This is a genomic window from Nocardiopsis tropica (genome assembly GCF_042660575.1).
In the GTDB taxonomy this organism is placed as follows: domain Bacteria; phylum Actinomycetota; class Actinomycetes; order Streptosporangiales; family Streptosporangiaceae; genus Nocardiopsis; species Nocardiopsis tropica.
On record NZ_JBHSUF010000007.1, the window covers coordinates 90,011 to 106,999 of the forward strand.

Annotated in this window: 17 protein-coding genes; 3 read left to right on the forward strand and 14 right to left on the reverse strand. The window is 72.8% G+C overall.

All coding sequences use genetic code 11. The annotated features are described in order from the left end of the window. Positions 1-395: 395 nt before the first annotated feature. Entirely contained in the window at positions 396-2,570 is a 2,175-nt protein-coding gene (locus ACFQBR_RS12910; protein WP_344185543.1) for an acyltransferase family protein, read from the forward strand. A gap of 258 nt (positions 2,571-2,828) precedes the next feature. Here the strand turns inward: ACFQBR_RS12910 and ACFQBR_RS12915 are convergent, their stop codons facing one another. Both ACFQBR_RS12915 and ACFQBR_RS12920 read right to left on the reverse strand, forming a co-directional pair. After that, complete coding sequence (locus ACFQBR_RS12915; protein WP_267946660.1) at positions 2,829-3,593, reverse strand: crotonase/enoyl-CoA hydratase family protein; 765 nt, start codon at positions 3,591-3,593, stop codon at positions 2,829-2,831. Between the two features lie 9 nt (positions 3,594-3,602). Beyond that, positions 3,603-4,376: an SDR family NAD(P)-dependent oxidoreductase gene (locus ACFQBR_RS12920; RefSeq protein WP_267946661.1), complete on the reverse strand. Its 774-nt coding sequence runs from the start codon at positions 4,374-4,376 to the stop codon at positions 3,603-3,605. A 203-nt stretch (positions 4,377-4,579) separates the two neighbouring features. On the opposite strand from ACFQBR_RS12920, the gene ACFQBR_RS12925 reads away from it, so the two are divergent. Continuing rightward, entirely contained in the window at positions 4,580-5,176 is a 597-nt protein-coding gene (locus ACFQBR_RS12925; RefSeq protein ID WP_267946662.1) for a Uma2 family endonuclease, read from the forward strand. 4 nt (positions 5,177-5,180) lie between these two features. On the opposite strand, the gene ACFQBR_RS12930 is transcribed toward ACFQBR_RS12925, so the two are convergent. The 4 genes from ACFQBR_RS12930 to rplM all read right to left on the reverse strand — a co-directional run bounded on the left by ACFQBR_RS12930 (position 5,181) and on the right by rplM (position 8,938). Further along, the gene (locus ACFQBR_RS12930) at positions 5,181-6,209 is read right to left on the reverse strand and encodes an ROK family glucokinase (RefSeq protein ID WP_267946663.1); all 1,029 of its coding nucleotides are present in this window, start codon (positions 6,207-6,209) and stop codon (positions 5,181-5,183) included. 232 nt (positions 6,210-6,441) lie between these two features. Further along, complete coding sequence (glmM, locus tag ACFQBR_RS12935; protein ID WP_267946664.1) at positions 6,442-7,782, reverse strand: phosphoglucosamine mutase; 1,341 nt, start codon at positions 7,780-7,782, stop codon at positions 6,442-6,444. A gap of 159 nt (positions 7,783-7,941) precedes the next feature. After that, positions 7,942-8,451 carry a 30S ribosomal protein S9 gene (gene rpsI / locus ACFQBR_RS12940; RefSeq protein WP_330161793.1) on the reverse strand — a complete coding sequence of 170 codons (510 nt, stop codon included), beginning with the start codon at positions 8,449-8,451 and terminating at the stop codon, positions 7,942-7,944. A 37-nt stretch (positions 8,452-8,488) separates the two neighbouring features. Then, complete coding sequence (gene rplM / locus ACFQBR_RS12945; protein ID WP_267946666.1) at positions 8,489-8,938, reverse strand: 50S ribosomal protein L13; 450 nt, start codon at positions 8,936-8,938, stop codon at positions 8,489-8,491. A 1,513-nt stretch (positions 8,939-10,451) separates the two neighbouring features. On the opposite strand from rplM, the gene ACFQBR_RS12950 reads away from it, so the two are divergent. Next, a complete protein-coding gene (locus ACFQBR_RS12950; RefSeq protein ID WP_344182275.1) occupies positions 10,452-11,291 on the forward strand; it encodes a flagellar basal body-associated FliL family protein in 840 nt (279 codons plus the stop codon). 376 nt (positions 11,292-11,667) lie between these two features. Here ACFQBR_RS12950 and truA read toward each other — a convergent pair whose 3' ends face one another. From truA to ACFQBR_RS12990, 8 genes are all read right to left on the reverse strand, one after another. Continuing rightward, a complete protein-coding gene (gene truA, locus ACFQBR_RS12955) occupies positions 11,668-12,666 on the reverse strand; it encodes a tRNA pseudouridine(38-40) synthase TruA (protein ID WP_344182273.1) in 999 nt (332 codons plus the stop codon). A gap of 145 nt (positions 12,667-12,811) precedes the next feature. Continuing rightward, positions 12,812-13,303, reverse strand: coding sequence for a 50S ribosomal protein L17 (gene rplQ / locus ACFQBR_RS12960; RefSeq protein ID WP_267946669.1), 492 nt, complete (start codon positions 13,301-13,303; stop codon positions 12,812-12,814). Between the two features lie 70 nt (positions 13,304-13,373). Continuing rightward, positions 13,374-14,396 carry a DNA-directed RNA polymerase subunit alpha gene (locus tag ACFQBR_RS12965; RefSeq protein WP_267946670.1) on the reverse strand — a complete coding sequence of 341 codons (1,023 nt, stop codon included), beginning with the start codon at positions 14,394-14,396 and terminating at the stop codon, positions 13,374-13,376. A gap of 184 nt (positions 14,397-14,580) precedes the next feature. Beyond that, complete coding sequence (gene rpsK, locus ACFQBR_RS12970) at positions 14,581-14,985, reverse strand: 30S ribosomal protein S11 (protein WP_053616319.1); 405 nt, start codon at positions 14,983-14,985, stop codon at positions 14,581-14,583. 65 nt (positions 14,986-15,050) lie between these two features. Continuing rightward, positions 15,051-15,431: a 30S ribosomal protein S13 gene (gene rpsM / locus ACFQBR_RS12975; RefSeq protein ID WP_267946671.1), complete on the reverse strand. Its 381-nt coding sequence runs from the start codon at positions 15,429-15,431 to the stop codon at positions 15,051-15,053. A 215-nt stretch (positions 15,432-15,646) separates the two neighbouring features. Further along, a complete protein-coding gene (gene rpmJ, locus ACFQBR_RS12980) occupies positions 15,647-15,760 on the reverse strand; it encodes a 50S ribosomal protein L36 (protein WP_082206327.1) in 114 nt (37 codons plus the stop codon). A 54-nt stretch (positions 15,761-15,814) separates the two neighbouring features. Further along, positions 15,815-16,036 carry a translation initiation factor IF-1 gene (gene infA, locus ACFQBR_RS12985; protein WP_013156135.1) on the reverse strand — a complete coding sequence of 74 codons (222 nt, stop codon included), beginning with the start codon at positions 16,034-16,036 and terminating at the stop codon, positions 15,815-15,817. A 438-nt stretch (positions 16,037-16,474) separates the two neighbouring features. Beyond that, a complete protein-coding gene (locus ACFQBR_RS12990) occupies positions 16,475-16,939 on the reverse strand; it encodes a DUF1707 domain-containing protein (protein WP_344182271.1) in 465 nt (154 codons plus the stop codon). Positions 16,940-16,989: the final 50 nt, after the last annotated feature.

Consider the following 16,989-nt stretch of genomic DNA (forward strand, 5'->3'; position numbering starts at 1 on the left):
TCCGCCCCCGGGCGCCGGGTCCTCCCGGAGCCCGGGGGCGGAGCCGTGCGCCCCGCCGCGGCGGAGGGGCGGAAAGGCGGATCGGGGCCGGGCACGCCCGGCGCACCGTCCGCCGCCGTGTGATCCGGGGCACCCGCCCCCCGGCGCGAGGCTACGCGTCAACACTGATTCCGTCTCGACTCGACAACAGGGTCCGCCCGGGAGGCGGGCCGCCCGCGGCGCCCGCCGATACTGGACCCGCAGGGTTTCCCGGGCGCCGTCGGCGCCCCGGCGCCGCGTCCGGCTCCCGCCCCCGGCGGCGCCGGGCCCGGTCCTCCCGCGACCGCGCTCCCGGAGCACGGCCCGGCCGCTGCCCCTGGCCCACCCCTGTCGAGTCCCGAGGCTGATCCGCACCCGTGCCCCTTCCCGCCCCCTTCCGCCCCGAGCCCTCCCCCGCCCGCGTCGAACCGGGGCGGCGGCGCTCCGACATCGAGGGGCTGCGCGCCGTCGCGGCGCTGCTGATCGCCGTCTACCACATCTGGTTCGGCACGGTCTCCGGAGGCGTCGACGTCTTCCTCCTGCTCACCGGGTTCCTCGTCACCGGCTCGCTGGTCCGGTCGGTGGAGCGCGACGGGCGGATCGCCTTCGGGGCGTTCTGGGCCAGGCTGGTCGAGCGGCTCTTCCCGGCGGGGGCGGTGGTGCTCGCGGCCGTGCTGGCGGGCGCGTACCTGCTCCTGCCGCGTTCGCGGTGGACGGGGGTCATCGCGGAGGTACAGGCCTCGGCGCTGTACTTCGGCAACTGGCGCCTGGCCCTGGACTCGGTCGACTACATGGCGGAGAACGCGTCCGCGAGCCCCGTGCAGCACTTCTGGTCGCTGGCGGTGCAGGGGCAGTTCTACCTGCTGTGGCCGCTCCTGATCGCGGCGGCCGGCCTGCTCGCGGCGCGGCTGGGCCGGAACGTGCGCGCGGTCGCGCTGCCCGCGGTGGGCGCGGTGCTGGCGGTGTCGTTCGCGTACTCGCTGTGGATCACCGCCGCCGAGCCCGTGTGGGCCTACTTCGACACCGGGGCGCGGTTGTGGGAACCGGCCCTGGGGGGCGTGCTCGCCCTGGTCGTCCACCGGGTGCGCCTGCCCCGGAGGCTGCGGACCGCCGCGGGATGGCTGGGGCTGGCCGCGCTGGCCGCCTGCGGGGTGGTGGTCGGCGACGCGCTCCCCTACCCCGGTTTCGCGTCCCTGTGGCCGGTGTGCGCCGCGGTCCTGGTCGTCCTGGCGGGCACGGGCGGGGACGGCGCCCCGCTGTCGGCGACCCGCCTGCTGGGACTGCGCCCGCTCACCTGGTTGGGCGGCCACGCCTACACGCTGTTCCTGTGGCACTGGCCCGTGCTGGTGTTCCACCTGGAGGTCACCGGCCAGGACCGCCCGACACCGGCGGGCGGCCTGCTCGTGCTGGGCGTCTCGTTCGCGGCCGCCGTGGCCACGAGCCGGGTGGTGGACGGGGGCGTGGGCCGGCTCACCCGTACGCGGAGCGCCCCGTCGTGGTCGCTGGCCGCGGGCGTCCTGTTCGTCGTCCCCGTGCTGGCCGCGGGCCTGCTGTGGGGCGGGTCCATCGAACACGACCGCAGGCTGCGCCTGGAGCTGAGCTCCGACCCGCTGGCCTACCCGGGCGCCGCGGTGCACCTGGACCCCGAGCTGAGGGCGAACCTGCCCGCGCTGCCGGTGTACCCGGACACGACCACGGTCGTACGGGACACCATCGACCAGACCTCCGAGTGCAACTCCCTGCTCCCGGACACGGAGATGCGCAGGTGCGTGTTCGGCGACCCCGGGGCGGACTACACGCTGGTGCTGACCGGCAGCTCGCACGCCCGGCACTGGTTCCAGGCCCTGCGCCCCATCGCCGAGCGGCACGGGTGGCGGCTGGTGGTGATGACCAAGAACGCCTGCCAGTTCAGCGCGGATCCGCAGACCTACCGGGGCGAGCCCTTCGCGGAGTGCACCGTCTGGAACGACCGGGTGATGGACGAGATCGCGACGCTGCGGCCCGATGCCGTGTTCGCCCTGGGATCGCTGACCCGGGCGGGAGAGGGCGCCTCCGAGCACGTGCCGGACGGTTTCGTGGAGCGGTGGCGGCAGCTGGAAGACCTGGGCGCGGACGTGGTCGCGGTCCGCGACACCCCCCGTTTCGGGTTCGACGTGGCCGAGTGCGTCGACCGCCACGGCGCCGGGCGCTGCACGGAGGACCAGTCCCGCTCGATGGCGCTCTCCTCCCCCTTCGAGGACCTGGAGGAGGTGCCGGGCAACACGCGGTTCCTGGACATGACCGACTACCTGTGCGAGGAGGGCCGGTGCCGCGGGGTCATCGGCAACCAGCTGGTGTACTACGACTCCGACCACTTCTCCTACGCGTTCTCGACGTCGCTCGCGGTGGTCCTGGAACCGCACCTGCTCGACGCCCTCGTGGACGCCCCTGCGGACGGGGGCTCCCTCGCCGAGGCGGCGGGCCACCCGCTCGTGCCCGTCGGCTCCTCCGGGGAGGAGGCGGACGGGCCACCGCGTACCGGCCCCACGGGAAGCGGCGGGGAGGGGCCCTGACGGTCGCGCCCCGGTGGCGTGGACCGGACCCTCCCCCGCGCGGCGGTCCCCGTGTCCTCCAGGCGGCCGTGCGCGCCCGCCGGGCGCGGTGCGGCGTCCGGGGCCGGCCCTGCGTCCGGGACAGGGACACCGGGGCCTGGCGGGGGCCTGGCGGCGTCCGGGGCCGGGCCCCGTCCGGCCCCCGGGCGCGGACGACGGCGGCGGCCGCCCCCGGGAGGGGACGGCCGCCGCACGCGGAGCCGGAGGCGCCGGGCGGCGCTACTCGCCCTTCCACACGGGGGCGCGCTTCTCGGCGAACGCCGCCGCCCCCTCCATCGCGTCCCGGCTGGCGAACACGGGGCCCGCCAGCTCGTTCTGCCTCTCCCACATCTCGGCGGAGGACCAGTCGTCCGAGGAGGCGATGATCTCCTTGGACACCCTCACCGCCAGCGGGCCGTTGGGGGTGATCCGCGCCGCCAGGGCGCGGGCCCCCTCCAGTGCCCCGCCGCTCACGGTGACCTGGTTGACCAGGCCCAGCTCGGCCAGCCGGGGGGCGCCGACGAAGTCGCCGGTGAGGGCGAACTCCATGGCGATGTTGCGCGGGATCCGGTGGTGCAGGCGCAGCAGCCCGCCCGCACCGGCGACCAGGCCGCGCTTGGCCTCGGGGATCCCGAACTGGGCGTCCTCGGCGGCCACGACCAGGTCGCAGGCGAGGACCGCCTCGAACCCGCCCGCGAGGGCGTAGCCCTCGACGGCGGCGATCAGCGGCTTGCTCGGACCGCGCTCGGCGAACCCGCCGAATCCGCGCCCCTCCACCAGGGGGACCTCGCCCTTCATGAAGGCCTTGAGGTCCATCCCCGCGCAGAAGGTGCCGCCCGCGCCGGTGATGATGCCGACGCTCAGGTCCTTGCGTGCGTCCAGGTCGTCGAGGGCTTCGGCGACCTGGGCGGCGACCGCGGCGTTGACCGCGTTCCTGGCCCCGGGCCGGTTGATGGTGATGACGGCGACGCCGTCCTCGGCCGTGTAGAGAACCTCGTCGGACACGGTGTCCCCCTACTTCGGCGGCATGCGGAGCGCGCCGTCGATGCGGACGACCTCTCCGTTGACGTAGCTGATCTCCAGCAGGGCGCGCGCCAGCTTCCCGAACTCCGCGGCGGTGCCGAGGCGCTTGGGGAAGGGGACCGGCGCGGCCAGGCGGGCCTTGAACTCCTCCGAGGCGGGGCCCTCCCCGTAGATGGGGGTCTCCAGGATGCCGGGGGCGATCGTGTTGACCGTGATGCCGACCGCGGCGAGGTCGCGGGCCGCGGGGAGGGTCATGCCGATGACGCCGCCCTTGGAGGAGGAGTAGGCGATCTGGCCGATCTGGCCCTCGATGCCCGCGAGGGAGGCGGTGTTCACGATCGAGCCGCGCTCGCCGTCCTCGTTGAGCGGCTCGGTCTTGGCGATCTCGGCCGCGGACAGGCGCAGCACGTTGAAGGTGCCGATGAGGTTGACCTGGATGACCTTCTGGTAGCTGTCCAGGTCGTGGGGGGTTCCGTGGCGGTCGACGGTACGGGTCGCCCAGCCGATCCCGGCACAGGAGACCGCGACGCGGAAGGGCCTGCCGGTGTCGACGGCGGCCTGGACCGCGGCCTTGACCTGGTCCTCCCGGGAGACGTCGGTGGAGACGAAGACCCCGCCGATCTCCTTGGCGACGGCCTCGCCGCGTTCGGCGTTGAGGTCGGCGACGACGACGGTGGCGCCCGCTGCCGCGAGCTCCTTGGCGGTGGCCTCGCCCAGGCCACTCGCGCCGCCCGAGACGAGGGCGGAGATTCCGTTCAGATCCATGGCCCGAACTCTACCGAGGATGTGACCCACGCACTAGAACCGGGTTCGGTTAATTGCGGACGACCTCTCCGGACCGGAGCCCGCACCGTCCCACCGGCCCCTTTCCCGCTCCGACGCACCTTGTCGTCACGGAGCGCTACCTTCCTGTCATGAGCAGAGCGACAGGATTACAGTGGGCTCAGGAATCGACCCCGGAGGAATCGATGACCGCCGAGCCGCTCCCCGCCTGGTTCATGCCGCCGCCCGGTGGATGGACCGCCGATCACATGGACAACCTTCCCCCGGGGGTACCCCGGATGGAACTCATCGACGGAGCGCTCGTCCTGCTTTCCCCCCAGACCCGGTTCCACAGTCAGGTCATGCGTCGGCTCGCCAATGCCTTGGAGGACTCGGCTCCCCCGAACGTCGAGGTCCTGCAAGAGATGACGATGAAACTCGGTAAGTACCAGAGGCCGGAACCCGACGTACTCCTCTACCGGTTCGAGAAGGGCGACGAGGAGCACCTCGACCGGTACCGGGCCACCCACGTACCGCCCGAGAACGTTCTCGTCGCCATCGAGATCGTGTCCGACGAGTCCCGGGACCGGGACCGCACCACCAAACCCCTCAAGTACGCACAGGCGGGCATTCCCCACTTCTGGAGGGTCGAGCACGAGGAGAACGGCCCGGCGATCCACGTCTACGAGCTCGACGGGACGAAGGACCCCCGCTACGTGCCGGTCACCATCGCACGGGAACGGCTCAAGCTGGACGTGCCCTTCCCGATCGACATCGACGTGAAGGCGCTGGCCCCCCGCTGACGGCTCAGCCCCGGTACGGCCCCCTCAAGCGCCGCTGGCGGCGCCTCTGGTGCCACCGGGGCAGTCCCTCCCGGGCGAGGTCGGCGGCGCCGATCAGCCCCGCCTCGTTCCCGAGGGCCGCCGCCGCGACCCGTGCGGTCGGCCGGTAGCCCCGCCCGGTGAGGTTGCGCTCGAACGCCGCACGCGCCGGTGCCAGCAGCAGCTCCCCCGCCTCGGACACGCCGCCGCCGATGATGAACAGCTCCGGGTCGAACGCCGCGGCCAGATTGGCCAGGCCGGTCCCCAGCCACTCCCCCGCGTCCTCCATGAGCTCCACGCACGCCCGGTCGCCCTTGCGCGCCAGCTCGCTCACCAGCGGACCGGTGATGAGCCGGGCGTCGCCCCCGACCGCCTGGTGCAGGGCCCTGGCCACAGGGGACTCCGCCGCCACCAGCTCCCGGGCCTCCCGGGTCACCGCGTTGCCGCTGGCGTACTGCTCCCAGCACCCGCGGTTGCCGCACTCGCACCGGTGGCCGCCCGGCACCACCGTCATGTGTCCGAACTCACCGGCCAGCCCGTACCGGCCGCGGTGCAGCCGACCGTCCAGCACCACCGCCCCGCCGATTCCCGTGCCGAGGTTGACCACCACGACGTGGTCCACGCCCTGGCCGGAACCGGCGCACACCTCCGCCCACGCGGAGGCGTTCGCGTCGTTCTCCACCACCACCGGCAGGCCCAGCCGCAGCGACAGGGCGTCGCGCAGCGGCTCCTTGCGCCACGACAGGTGCGGGGCGAACAGCACGTTCGCGCGCCGTTCGTCCACGAAGCCGGCCGCGCCCACCCCCACCGCGCGCACGGGGAACTCCCGGCGCAGCTCCTCCACCGCGGACACGATCGTGTCCTCCACCACCGCGGGGCTCTTGCTCCGCTCGGGCGTCTCCGTGCGCAGGCGGGCGAGGATGCGCCCGCCCGGCGTCACCACGCCCGCCGCGACCTTCGTGCCGCCGATGTCCACCCCGATCGTCAGGGCGTGCCCGTACCGCGTGTCCGCCATCGTGACCACTTCACCGGTTCCAGGGACCCGCGCCGGAGTGGCGGGTCCGCCACACAGGGGAACGCGCACCCGGGCGGCGTCGTGCCCGGGTGCGCGTTCGAGGGGTCGGGGCCGCGCCCCGGCGGGCCTTCGCGGAGCGAAGGCCCCTGGAGCGCCCGGGCCGTGTCCCGCGGGTCGTTCCGGGCTCGCGGCGCGGGCGCCGGGCCCACCGGGAGCACCCGCGGACCACGTCCTAGCCCAGTGCGGAGCGGACCACCGCGGCCAGCCGCTCGGCCACCGCCGTCGCCTGCTCCTGCCCGGGAGCCTCCACCATCACCCTGACCTTGGGCTCGGTCCCGCTCGGACGGATCAGCACCCGGCCGGTCTCACCCAGCTCCGCCTCCGCGGCGCGTACGGCCGACCACAGCTCCTCGGAGTCCTTCACCCGGGACCTGTCCACGTCGGGGACGTTGATGAGCACCTGCGGCAGGCGGGTCATGACCTTGGCCAGCTCGGCCAGCCCCTGCCGGCGGTGGGCCATCGCCGCGAGGAGGTGCAGCCCGGTCAGCACGCCGTCGCCGGTCGTGGCGTGGTCCAGCAGGATCACGTGCCCGGACTGCTCGCCGCCCAGGCCGAAGCCGCCGCGCTTCATCTCCTCCAGCACGTAGCGGTCGCCCACCGCGGTCTCCACCACGGCGATGCCCTCCCGCTCCATCGCGAGCTTCAGCCCCAGGTTGGACATGACCGTCACCACGAGGGTGTCCTCGGCGAGCCTGCCCGCGTCCTTGGCCTCGGCGGCCAGGATGGCGAGGATCTGGTCGCCGTCGACCACGCGGCCGTCCGCGTCCACCGCCAGACAGCGGTCGGCGTCGCCGTCGTTGGCGATGCCCGCGTCCGCGCCGTGCAGGAGCACGGCCTCCTGGAGCACCTCGAGGTGCGTGGAGCCGCAGCCCTCGTTGATGTTGTAGCCGTCCGGCCGGTCCCCGATGGTGACGACCTCGGCGCCCGCCCGGCGCAGGGCCTCGGGGGCGACCGCGGTGGAGGCGCCGTTGGCGCAGTCCACCACGACCTTGAGGCCCTTGAGGCTGTGCGGGACCGACGCGAGCACGTGGGCGACGTAGCGCTCGGCCCCGTCGTCCGCCTCGCCGACCCGGCCGACCTGGTCGCCCACGGCGGGGGTCGAGGGCACGCCGAGCATGCCCTCGATCTCCTCCTCCAGGGCGTCCTCCAGCTTCTGGCCGCCCCGGGCGAAGAACTTGATGCCGTTGTCGGGGGCCGGGTTGTGGCTGGCGGAGAGCATCACGCCGAAGTCGGCGTCCAGCTCGCCGGTGAGGAAGGCCACGGCCGGCGTGGGGAGCACACCCACGCGGACCACGTCCACGCCGGTGCTCGCAAGGCCGGCGACCACGGCCGCCTCCAGGAACTCGCCGGAGGCGCGCGGGTCCCGGCCGACCACGGCCCTGGGTCTGCGCCCCGACCCGCTGTCCCGGGTCAGCACCCTCGCCGCGGCGATGGAGAGGTCCAGTGCCAGGGACGCGGTCAGGTCCCGACCGGCGACACCCCGTACACCATCTGTTCCGAACAGCCGAGCCACAGGCGACCAGCCCCTTTCGCAAACGGCGCCGCGTCCGGCGCCGGTGAAGTTCAGCGTGGCGCAAGCCACCGGAAAAACCAAAGACCCGCACGCCGCCCCCTGGAAACGGGAACGGCGTACGGGCCGAAGCTCAGCCGAGCAGGTGCCGGCGCATGAGCACTAACGCTTGGAGAACTGGGGAGCCTTGCGCGCCTTCTTGAGACCGGCCTTCTTCCGCTCCACCTCACGGGAGTCGCGGGTCAGGAAGCCGGCCTTCTTCAGGGTCGGGCGGTTGTTCTCCGGGTCCAGGGTCGCGAGCGCACGGGCGATGCCGTGGCGCAGCGCGCCGGCCTGGCCGCTGGTGCCGCCGCCGTCGAGACGGGCGAAGACGTCGTAGGCGCCGTCGAACCCGAGGGAGACGAACGGGTCCTTGATGGTCTGCTGGTGGACCTTGTCCGGGAAGTAGACCTCAAGGGGCTTGCCGTTGACCTTCCACTCGCCCGAACCGGGGGCGATGCGGACGCGGGCGACAGCCGACTTGCGGCGACCGGTACCGGCGCTGGGGCCGGAGGCGGTGGGGACGTAGGCGGCGACGGTCTCGTCGGACTCGCTGGTGTACTCGGAGGGGAACTCCTCCGGGTTGTCAGCGATCTCCTGCTCGACCTCTTCGATGCCGGTGGGCTCGACCACGGTTTTCCTCGTGCTCTCTGTAAAAGTCTGCGAACGCCTAGGCGGGCTGCTCGATCTTGGTGATGGCGAACGGAACCGGCTGCTGGGCCTGGTGCGGGTGCTCCGCGCCCGCGTACACCTTGAGCTTCTTGGCCATCTGGCGGCCGAGGGAACCCTTGGGCAGCATGCCCTTGACGGCCTTCTCGATGGCGCGCTCGGGGTTGTTCTCCAGCAGGTCGACGTACGCCACGGAGCGCAGACCACCGGGGTAGCCGGAGTGCCGGTAGGCCTTCTTCTGCTCCAGCTTCTTACCGGTCAGGGCGACCTTGTCGGCGTTCACGACGATCACGAAGTCGCCGGTGTCGATGTGGGGCGCGTAGTACGGCTTGTGCTTGCCCCGAAGGAGCGTGGCAACCTGGCTCGCCATACGCCCGAGCACGAGATCGGTAGCGTCGACAACGTGCCACTGACGCTGGACATCGCTTGGTTTGGGGCTGTATGTGCGCACGATCGTTTGCCTTCGCTTCTTCAGTCGGCTGCCCCATCCCGAAGGTGGGAAGGGGGACTCGTATACACACCCGCGGTTGCGGGGTGTTTGGCCGGGTGTCCCATGCCAATCACAGGACTCTCCGATGGTGAGTGCGCAGACGATGGTGCGTGGATCGGCACCCGAATACGGGAGTTCGGGGCCCACGGCAACTCAACGCACAACGACGGGATATCCTACCTGGCCACCATAGCGCAGGTCAAAGCCAGCGACAGTGCGGACCGGCAGGACCACGCTCGGCGGGAAGCGCCGGCACGGGGTCACATCCGTGACCTCTCCGCCTTTTATTATGCCTTGTGCCGAGAGTGCTTCGTCCTGCGGCCGTCCGCGCGTTGGCTACGCTTGCACCGAAAGGCCGGTCTCCGCCCGGAACGACGGGCGCCGACACGCACCCCAGGAGACGCCCGTCACGGACGCCGACCCCCCGGGAGCCGGTGCTGACGCCAGAGGGCGCACCAGGCCGTGAGCCCGGTCGACCGCGGCCCGGTTCCCATCCCCAGAGCCTTCGGAGACTCCCATCAGTACCCATCCGAACCAGCCACAGTACGGACCCGACGGGCGACCCCTCGGACCGGAGGCCGGTGACGGCCAGGACCTGCTCGGATCAGCGGCCCCCCATACCGAGGGCCAGCATCCCACATCGGGGCCGCAGCAGCCGCACTCCGCGCCCGCGGGCGGCCGGCCGCCCCTCCCCCCGCAGCCCTCCCCCCCGCACGCGCGGCCCGGCGGCCCGCAGACCCCTCCCCCGTACCCGCAGAGCGGGCCCCAGCAGGGGTTCCACGGCGGCCAGGGCGACCCCGCGGGCCGCGGCGGCCCGAGCGGCCCCCAGGAGCCGCCCTACCCCGGCGGCCCCGTCGCCGCGCCCACGGGCGGCCGGCCCCCGATGCACCCCGGACAGCCGCCGTACGGCGCTCCCACCGGCGGACACGTGCCTCCGCACGGGGGCCCCACCGGTGGGCAGGTCCCCCCGTACGGGGGCCCCACGGGCGGCGGTCCCGGCATGGGACATCTCACCCCGGGCGCTCCCCACCAGCCCCCCGGCCGGACGCTCCCCCCGGGCGCCCTCCCCCACGGCCAGGGCGCTCCGCCCCTCCCCCCGCACGTGCAGGGACGGCCCGGCCCGCCCCCCGGCGCCCCGGCGCCCGGGCTGCCGCAGGCTCCCGGCACGCCCCAGGGGCCGCAGGATCCCCGAAGACAGCAGGGGCCCCAGCCGGACTTCCAGGTGACCGGGCAGCCGACGTACGGCGCCCCCACCGGCGGGCAGGTCCCCCCGCACGGGGGCCCCACGGGCGGCGGTCCGCGCCCGCTCCCCGGCGTGCCGTCCGGCGGCCAGATCGGCGGAGCCCCCGCGCTGCCGCCGGGCGCGCTTCCGCCCGGCGCGGCCCCGAGCCCCCAGCAGGCCTTCCAGGCGCCGCCTCGCGGCCCGGGGGCCGGGGAGCCGGGTAGGGGTGACCCCGTGTTCCCCCCGGAGGCCATGGGGGCCACACAGAACATCCACGCCGTCCCCGCGGCGCCGGGCAGGCGCGACAACCGCCCCCTGTACCGGGACGAGGTCCCCGACGACGCCGGCGTCGACACCGCGCAGTTCGACGTCCGGGGGATCGACGACTACGAGGACTACGACGACTACGCGTCCGGTGACGACGGCTATGCGGACGCGCGCGCCGGGAAGCGCCGCCTCCTGATGATCGCCGGGTTCGCCGCGCTGCTGGTCGTCGCGGGCGGCGTGACGTTCCTCCTCGCCAGCGGCGGGGGGACGGAGTCCGGCGGGGCGAGCGCCTCCGCCGTCGCGGACGAGTCCGACGACCCGGGCGCGCTCGCGCCGGACGACCTCTTCCCCGAGACCCTGGACGTGGAGGGCGGCACGTTCACCCGTGTGGCCGTCGACGACATCGAGGACTGCGCCGCGGGCGCGCACGGCGACTACGGCCAGGTCCTCTCCGACAACGAGTGCCGCCAGATGGTCCGCGCGTCCTACCTCAGCGAGGACGAGGCCCACGCGGTGACCATCGGGGTCGCGGCGATGCCCTCGGACGAGGACGCCGCCGCCGCCATGGAGGCGCAGGACCTCGTGGGGGCGCAGTGGTTCGCCGGCCTCGCCGGCGAGGAGGGCACCCCCGCGGAGCGGCTCGGCCACGCGGGCGGGCACGGCAGCAGCGGCCAGTGGGGCCGCTACGTGCTCTTCGCCCTGGCCACCAACAGCGACGGCTCCGAGGAGGGCTCGGAGGAGAGCGAGTCCGCCACCGAGCTGCGCACCATCGGCGACGGCTTCCTCGACGAGGCGTTCGGCGCCCTCAGCGAGGACCGCGCCTGATCCGCCCGGGAACACGGGGAGGGGGCGCCCGGTCCGGGCGCCCCCTCTGTCGTCCTCGGCCTCTCCGCCCCCGTCCACAGCCCGCGGAGCGGGCTTCCCCCGCCCACGGCCCGGCCCTACCGTGGAAAGCGGGGGGATCCCGGGGTCACACCGGCCCCGCTGCACCGCACCGGTCGCACAGGCCACGCGGGCCCCGCTGCACCGCACCGGTCGCACAGGCCACGCGGGCCCCACGGCACCGCACCGGTCGCGCAGGACGCCTGACGCGGCGCCCGGCCGCACCGGGCACCGCACGCCCTGACCGTCCCGGCGGCCCGGCCGCGCAGCCGCCGGTCCCCGGCCGCCGCGCCCCGTGCCAGGCGCCACACGCACCGTGTCAGGCCGAGTGCCCCCGGCAGGGCAGCTCGCGCACCCGCCGGGTCGCCGAGGCCCGCGCCGCCAGCTCCTCGTCCCCGGGATAGCGCACCTCCTCCAGGCTGAGCCCCTGCGGTCCCACCACGTGCACGGAGGAGTCGCGCACGGCCGCGCCGAGCACCGTCCCCGGCCAGTCCGCGTCCCGGCGCCCGTCGCCCACGGCCAGGAGCGCCCCCACGAGGGCACGCACCATGTTGTGGCAGAAGGCGTCCGCCTGGATCGTCCCGCGCAGCAGGTGGGTGTCCACACGCGCCCACTCCAGGCGCAGCAGCTCCCGGACGGTCGTGGCGCCCTCCCGCTTCTTGCAGAAGGCCGCGAAGTCGTGCTCGCCGACCAGCCGCGCCGCTGCCTCGTTCATCCGCCCCTCGTCCAGCGGGCTCCTGTGCCACAGCACCGACCGGCGCAGCAGCGGGTCCACCCCGTGGGGGGCGTCGCTCACGTGGTACTCGTAGCGCCGGAACAGCGGGGAGAACCGCGCGTCGAACCCCGGGGGGGCCTTCCGGGCCCCGGTCACGCGCACGTCCTTGGGCAGGACCCCGGCGAGGCGGCGGAGCACCCTCTCCCCCTCGGCCTCCCAGGTGGCCGCCGGGATGTCGGCCTGCGCCACCTGCCCCCTGGCGTGCACCCCGGCATCCGTGCGACCCGCGCAGGTCAGTGCCACGCGCGGCAGCCGCAGGACCCTCTCCAGGGCCGACTCCAGCTCGCCCTGCACCGTGCGGCGCCCGGGCTGCGCGGCCCACCCCGAGAAGTCCGTGCCGTCGTAGGCGATGTCCAGCCGGATCCTGACCGCCGGCTCGGCCCCGGACGCGTCTCCCGCGCCCCCGCCGACCTCCGGGGGGCCGGCGGCGCCACCGGCCCCGGCGCCCCCTGGAACACCGGCGCGTCCCGGCTCCTCCGCCGCGGCGCCGCGCGGGGGCTCCCCCGCGGGCCCGGCCCCGGCCGTCGTCCCGTTCTCGTCCATCACACCCATCCGTTCAGGCCCACCGTCGGAGGGCGGCGCCCCAGGCGCCCGCCCTCCTGGAAAACACGAGTGCCCGACCCCCGGAGGGGTCGGGCACTCGGCGAGCGGTCGCACACACAGGTCCTGCCCGCGCGCGCCATCCGCCCTACTTGCTCTCGGCGCTCTTCTCGGCGGCCTCGTCGGTCTCGGCGACCTCTTCGGTCTCCGTGGCCGCGGTCTCCTCGGCGGGGGCCTCGACGGGCTCCTCGACCGGGGCGGCGGCCGGAGCGGCGGGGGCGTTCAGCGCCTCGACCAGCTCGATGACCGCCATGGGGGCGTTGTCGCCCTTGCGCGGACCGATCTTGGTGATCCGGGTGTAGCCACCGGGACGGTTCTCGAAGCGCGGGCCGATCTCGGTGAACAGCTCGTGCACCACGGACTTGTCCGTGATCTTGGTGAGAACCTGGCGACGGGCGTGCAGGTCACCGCGCTTGCCGAGGGTGATCAGCTTCTCGGCGTACGGGCGCAGACGCTTGGCCTTGGCCTCGGTGGTGCGAATGCGGCCGTGCTGGAACAGCGAGGTCGCGAGGTTCGCCAGGATGTGCCGCTCGTGAGCGGGCCCGGAACCCAGACGGGCGCCCTTGGTAGGCGTGGGCATGGTGTCGTTCTCCTAGTGATGCGATCCGCGGCCGCACTCGGCCGTGGACCATGTGGGCGACGAAGGTCGGTTAGTACTGCTCCGTCTCGACGAAGGACTCGCCCTCGTCGTCGTCGGAGCTGTAGGAGTCGGCCGCCGTGCTGGGGTCGAATCCGGGCGGGGAGTCCTTCAGGGACAGGCCCATGTCGATGAGCTTCTGCTTGACCTCGTCGATGGACTTCGCACCGAAGTTGCGGATGTCCAGCAGGTCCTGCTCGGAGCGGGCGACCAGCTCACCAACGCTGTGGATGCCCTCCCGCTTGAGGCAGTTGTACGAGCGCACCGTCAGGTTGAGGTCCTCGATGGGCAGCGCCAGGTCCGCCGCGAGGGCGGCGTCCGTCGGCGACGGGCCCATGTCGATGCCCTCGGCGTCGACGTTGAGCTCGCGCGCCAGACCGAACAGCTCGACCAGGGTCTTGCCCGCGCTGGCGACCGCGTCACGGGGACGGATGGCCGGCTTGGTCTCGATGTCGACGATCAGGCGGTCGAAGTCGGTGCGCTGCTCGACACGGGTGGCCTCGACCTTGTAGGTCACACGCAGGACCGGCGAGTAGATGGAGTCGATCGGGATGCGACCGATCTCCTGGCCGGCCTGCTTGTTCTGCGTGGCCGAGACGTAGCCGCGGCCGCGCTCGACCGTCAGCTCCATCTCCAGCTTGCCCTTGCCGTTGAGCGTGGCGATGTGCAGCTCGGGGTTGTGCACCTCGACGCCGGCGGGCGGAGCGATGTCCGCCGCGGTGACGACGCCGGGGCCCTGCTTGCGCAGGTACATCAGCACGGGCTCGTCGTGCTCGGAGCTGACGACCAGGCCCTTGAGGTTGAGGATCATCTCCGTGACGTCCTCCTTGACACCGGGCACGGTGGTGAACTCGTGCTCGACGCCCTCGATGCGGATGCTGGTGACAGCCGCGCCGGGGATGGAGGACAGCAGGGTGCGCCGGAGCGAGTTGCCGATGGTGTAGCCGAAACCGGGCTCCAGCGGCTCGATGACAAACCTCGAGCGCAGGTCCGAGATGACTTCCTCGGCGAGCGTGGGACGCTGTGCGATCAACATGGTCCGTGTTTTCCCTTCCACATGGCCGACCGCTATATGACGGCCACCGGATGGACGTTCCGCCGGAACGGCGGTGTCCACTACTCGGATTACTACCCAGCCCGCGCGGGCCCCAGCGGGGACCGCGCGGGATCAAGCACGGCACGGTGCCCTGCCGGCCGGGGCCGCGGGCACGCGCTGCCGATCAGACGCGGCGGCGCTTCGGCGGACGGCAGCCGTTGTGCGGAACCGGGGTGACGTCCTGGATGGAGCCCACCTCGAGGCCGGTCGCCTGGAGCGAGCGGATGGCGGTCTCCCGGCCGGAGCCCGGGCCCTTCACGAAGACGTCCACCTTGCGGACGCCGTGCTCCTGCGCGCGACGGGCAGCGGCCTCGGCGGCCATCTGCGCGGCGTACGGCGTCGACTTGCGCGAGCCCTTGAAGCCCACCTGTCCGGAGCTTGCCCACGCGATCACGGCACCGGTCGGGTCGGTGATGCTCACGATCGTGTTGTTGAACGTGCTCTTGATGTGAGCGTGTCCGTGGACAATGTTCTTCTTTTCCTTGCGGCGCACCTTGCGCGCGGCACCCTGACGGCCCTTAGGCGGCATTAGCGAAACTCCCAGAGATCATCGGTCCGTTGCTGTTCTCGGACGCGGTCGACAGTCCGAGCGGACTACTTCTTACCGGCCTTCTTCTTACCGGCCACGGTCTTCTTCTTGCCCTTGCGGGTACGCGCGTTGGTCTGCGTGCGCTGACCGCGGACCGGGAGCCCGCGACGGTGGCGGACGCCCTGGTAGCTACCGATCTCCATCTTGCGACGGATGTCGCCCTGCACCTCGCGGCGCAGGTCGCCCTCGACCTGGTAGTTCGCGCCGATCCACTCGCGCAGCTTGACCAGGTCCTCTTCGGACAGCTGGTGGACGCGCGTGTTGCCGTCGACGCCGGTCTGCTTCAGGGTCTCGAGCGCGCGGGTGCGGCCGATCCCGAAGATGTACGTGAGAGCGATCTCCACCCGCTTGTCGCGAGGGAGGTCAACGCCTTCAATACGTGCCATGTGGGCGAGACTCCATATCCATGCCCCGGAGGTCTGCCCCGTTCCACCCTCTCGTCGCCCAATCGACGAGGCCCCGGCCTCCGACCGGGGGTTGTCCCCGGGCCTCGTCGGCGCCGGGAATCGGAACAGGTTTTCGTTTGTACTGCGCCCGGGAGGGAAGTCCTTCCCTTGCCGGGTTGTCGCGGTTCAGAAGCCGCGGCGAGCTGCGGGGGCTGTTAGCCCTGACGCTGCTTGTGCCGCGGGTCCGAGCAAATGACCATGATCCGACGGTTGCGACGGATCACGCGGCACTTCGCGCAGATCTTCTTCACGCTCGGCTTGACCTTCATGGTGACTCCGAACTCATCACATCACTCATCCTGGGCCGTGCGGCCCACGACGGGCTACTTGTAGCGGTAAACGATGCGCCCGCGCGTGAGGTCGTACGGGCTCAGCTCCACGACGACACGGTCGTCGGGGAGAATACGGATGTAGTTCATCCGCATCTTGCCGCTGATGTGGGCAAGAACCTGGTGCCCGTTGTCGAGCTCTACCTTGAACATAGCGTTGGGTAGGGACTCGACAACGGAACCCTCGATCTCGATGGCGCCGTCTTTCTTTGCCATGTCCTCCACGCCTCGCTCATCGATTGGTTGATCAGGACAGTCCCGACGCGACCCCAGTGGCCTCGCACAACGCGACGGCCCCGGCGACACCGTACGGGCCGGATGTCGTCGACGCCAGGACACACTGGTAGTTCAGGTCAACTGCAAGGGCGTACGTCGATGGGAAGACGTGGCACAAAGAAGGCAGACTGACCCAACAGCCCGCGTATGGGCAGTGACAGTCTATCGCCTTCGGGCAAGTGCTTCTGACCGGCGGGCAGAGAACCCTATACCGTCGCCCCCGCAGGGGGAACCGGCGCCGCTCCGCGCCCCGGGCCGCGTTCGGGGGCGCCCCCGACAACGCCTCCGGTGGCCGCTTTCTTCCCCGTGCGGCGTCCCTGGCCGGGCGGACGGGGCCGGCGCCGGGGAGGGCCGGACCGCGACCGCCCGGAGGCCGGCCTACGGCGAGTGGTCGCCGCCGGGGTGGCTGCGCTGCGAGGCCAGGACCCCGAAGGTCACCACGCTCATCACGATGCCCCACGGCCCCAGCACCCACAGGAACCACGGGTAGTTGTAGTCGGTGGTGAGGAAGAGGATCAGCCAGATCACGAAGCACAGGACGTTGACCCCGGCGTACAGGATCCACGGCACCATCAGCGCCGGGTCCCGCATGCTGATCGGCGGCGCGATCAGGGGCTCCTCCTGGAGGGGGGACGCCCCGCGCAGGTCCGCCAGATCGCGCTCGGGCAGGTCGCGGGTGACCGTGGCCAGCTCGTCCGCCGTCCGGGACTTGTAGACGCGGCCGAGCCGGTCGGTGAACTCCTCGTGGTCGAGCCGGCCCTGCGCGAAGTGCGTCTGGAGGAGCTGCGCGACACGGTCGCGCTCGGAGTCGGACGTTCGTATCGACGGCACCGGGTCGGACACTGCGCGCACCTCGATCTTCACCCGTGAGTGGTCGCGTCCCGCGCGCGGTG

What these genes read in the sequence shown, in the direction of transcription:
- ACFQBR_RS12920 (WP_267946661.1), bottom strand. Translation starts at nt 4,376, where the DNA reads ATGGATCTGAACGGAATCTCCGCCCTCGTCTCGGGCGGCGCGAGTGGC.
- ACFQBR_RS12925 (WP_267946662.1), top strand. Translation starts at nt 4,580, where the DNA reads ATGACCGCCGAGCCGCTCCCCGCCTGGTTCATGCCGCCGCCCGGTGGA.
- ACFQBR_RS12930 (WP_267946663.1), bottom strand. Translation starts at nt 6,209, where the DNA reads ATGGCGGACACGCGGTACGGGCACGCCCTGACGATCGGGGTGGACATC.
- ACFQBR_RS12950 (WP_344182275.1), top strand. Translation starts at nt 10,452, where the DNA reads ATGGGGGCCACACAGAACATCCACGCCGTCCCCGCGGCGCCGGGCAGG.
- truA (WP_344182273.1), bottom strand. Translation starts at nt 12,666, where the DNA reads ATGGACGAGAACGGGACGACGGCCGGGGCCGGGCCCGCGGGGGAGCCC.
- rplQ (WP_267946669.1), bottom strand. Translation starts at nt 13,303, where the DNA reads ATGCCCACGCCTACCAAGGGCGCCCGTCTGGGTTCCGGGCCCGCTCAC.
- ACFQBR_RS12965 (WP_267946670.1), bottom strand. Translation starts at nt 14,396, where the DNA reads ATGTTGATCGCACAGCGTCCCACGCTCGCCGAGGAAGTCATCTCGGAC.
- rpsK (WP_053616319.1), bottom strand. Translation starts at nt 14,985, where the DNA reads ATGCCGCCTAAGGGCCGTCAGGGTGCCGCGCGCAAGGTGCGCCGCAAG.
- rpsM (WP_267946671.1), bottom strand. Translation starts at nt 15,431, where the DNA reads ATGGCACGTATTGAAGGCGTTGACCTCCCTCGCGACAAGCGGGTGGAG.
- rpmJ (WP_082206327.1), bottom strand. Translation starts at nt 15,760, where the DNA reads ATGAAGGTCAAGCCGAGCGTGAAGAAGATCTGCGCGAAGTGCCGCGTG.
- infA (WP_013156135.1), bottom strand. Translation starts at nt 16,036, where the DNA reads ATGGCAAAGAAAGACGGCGCCATCGAGATCGAGGGTTCCGTTGTCGAG.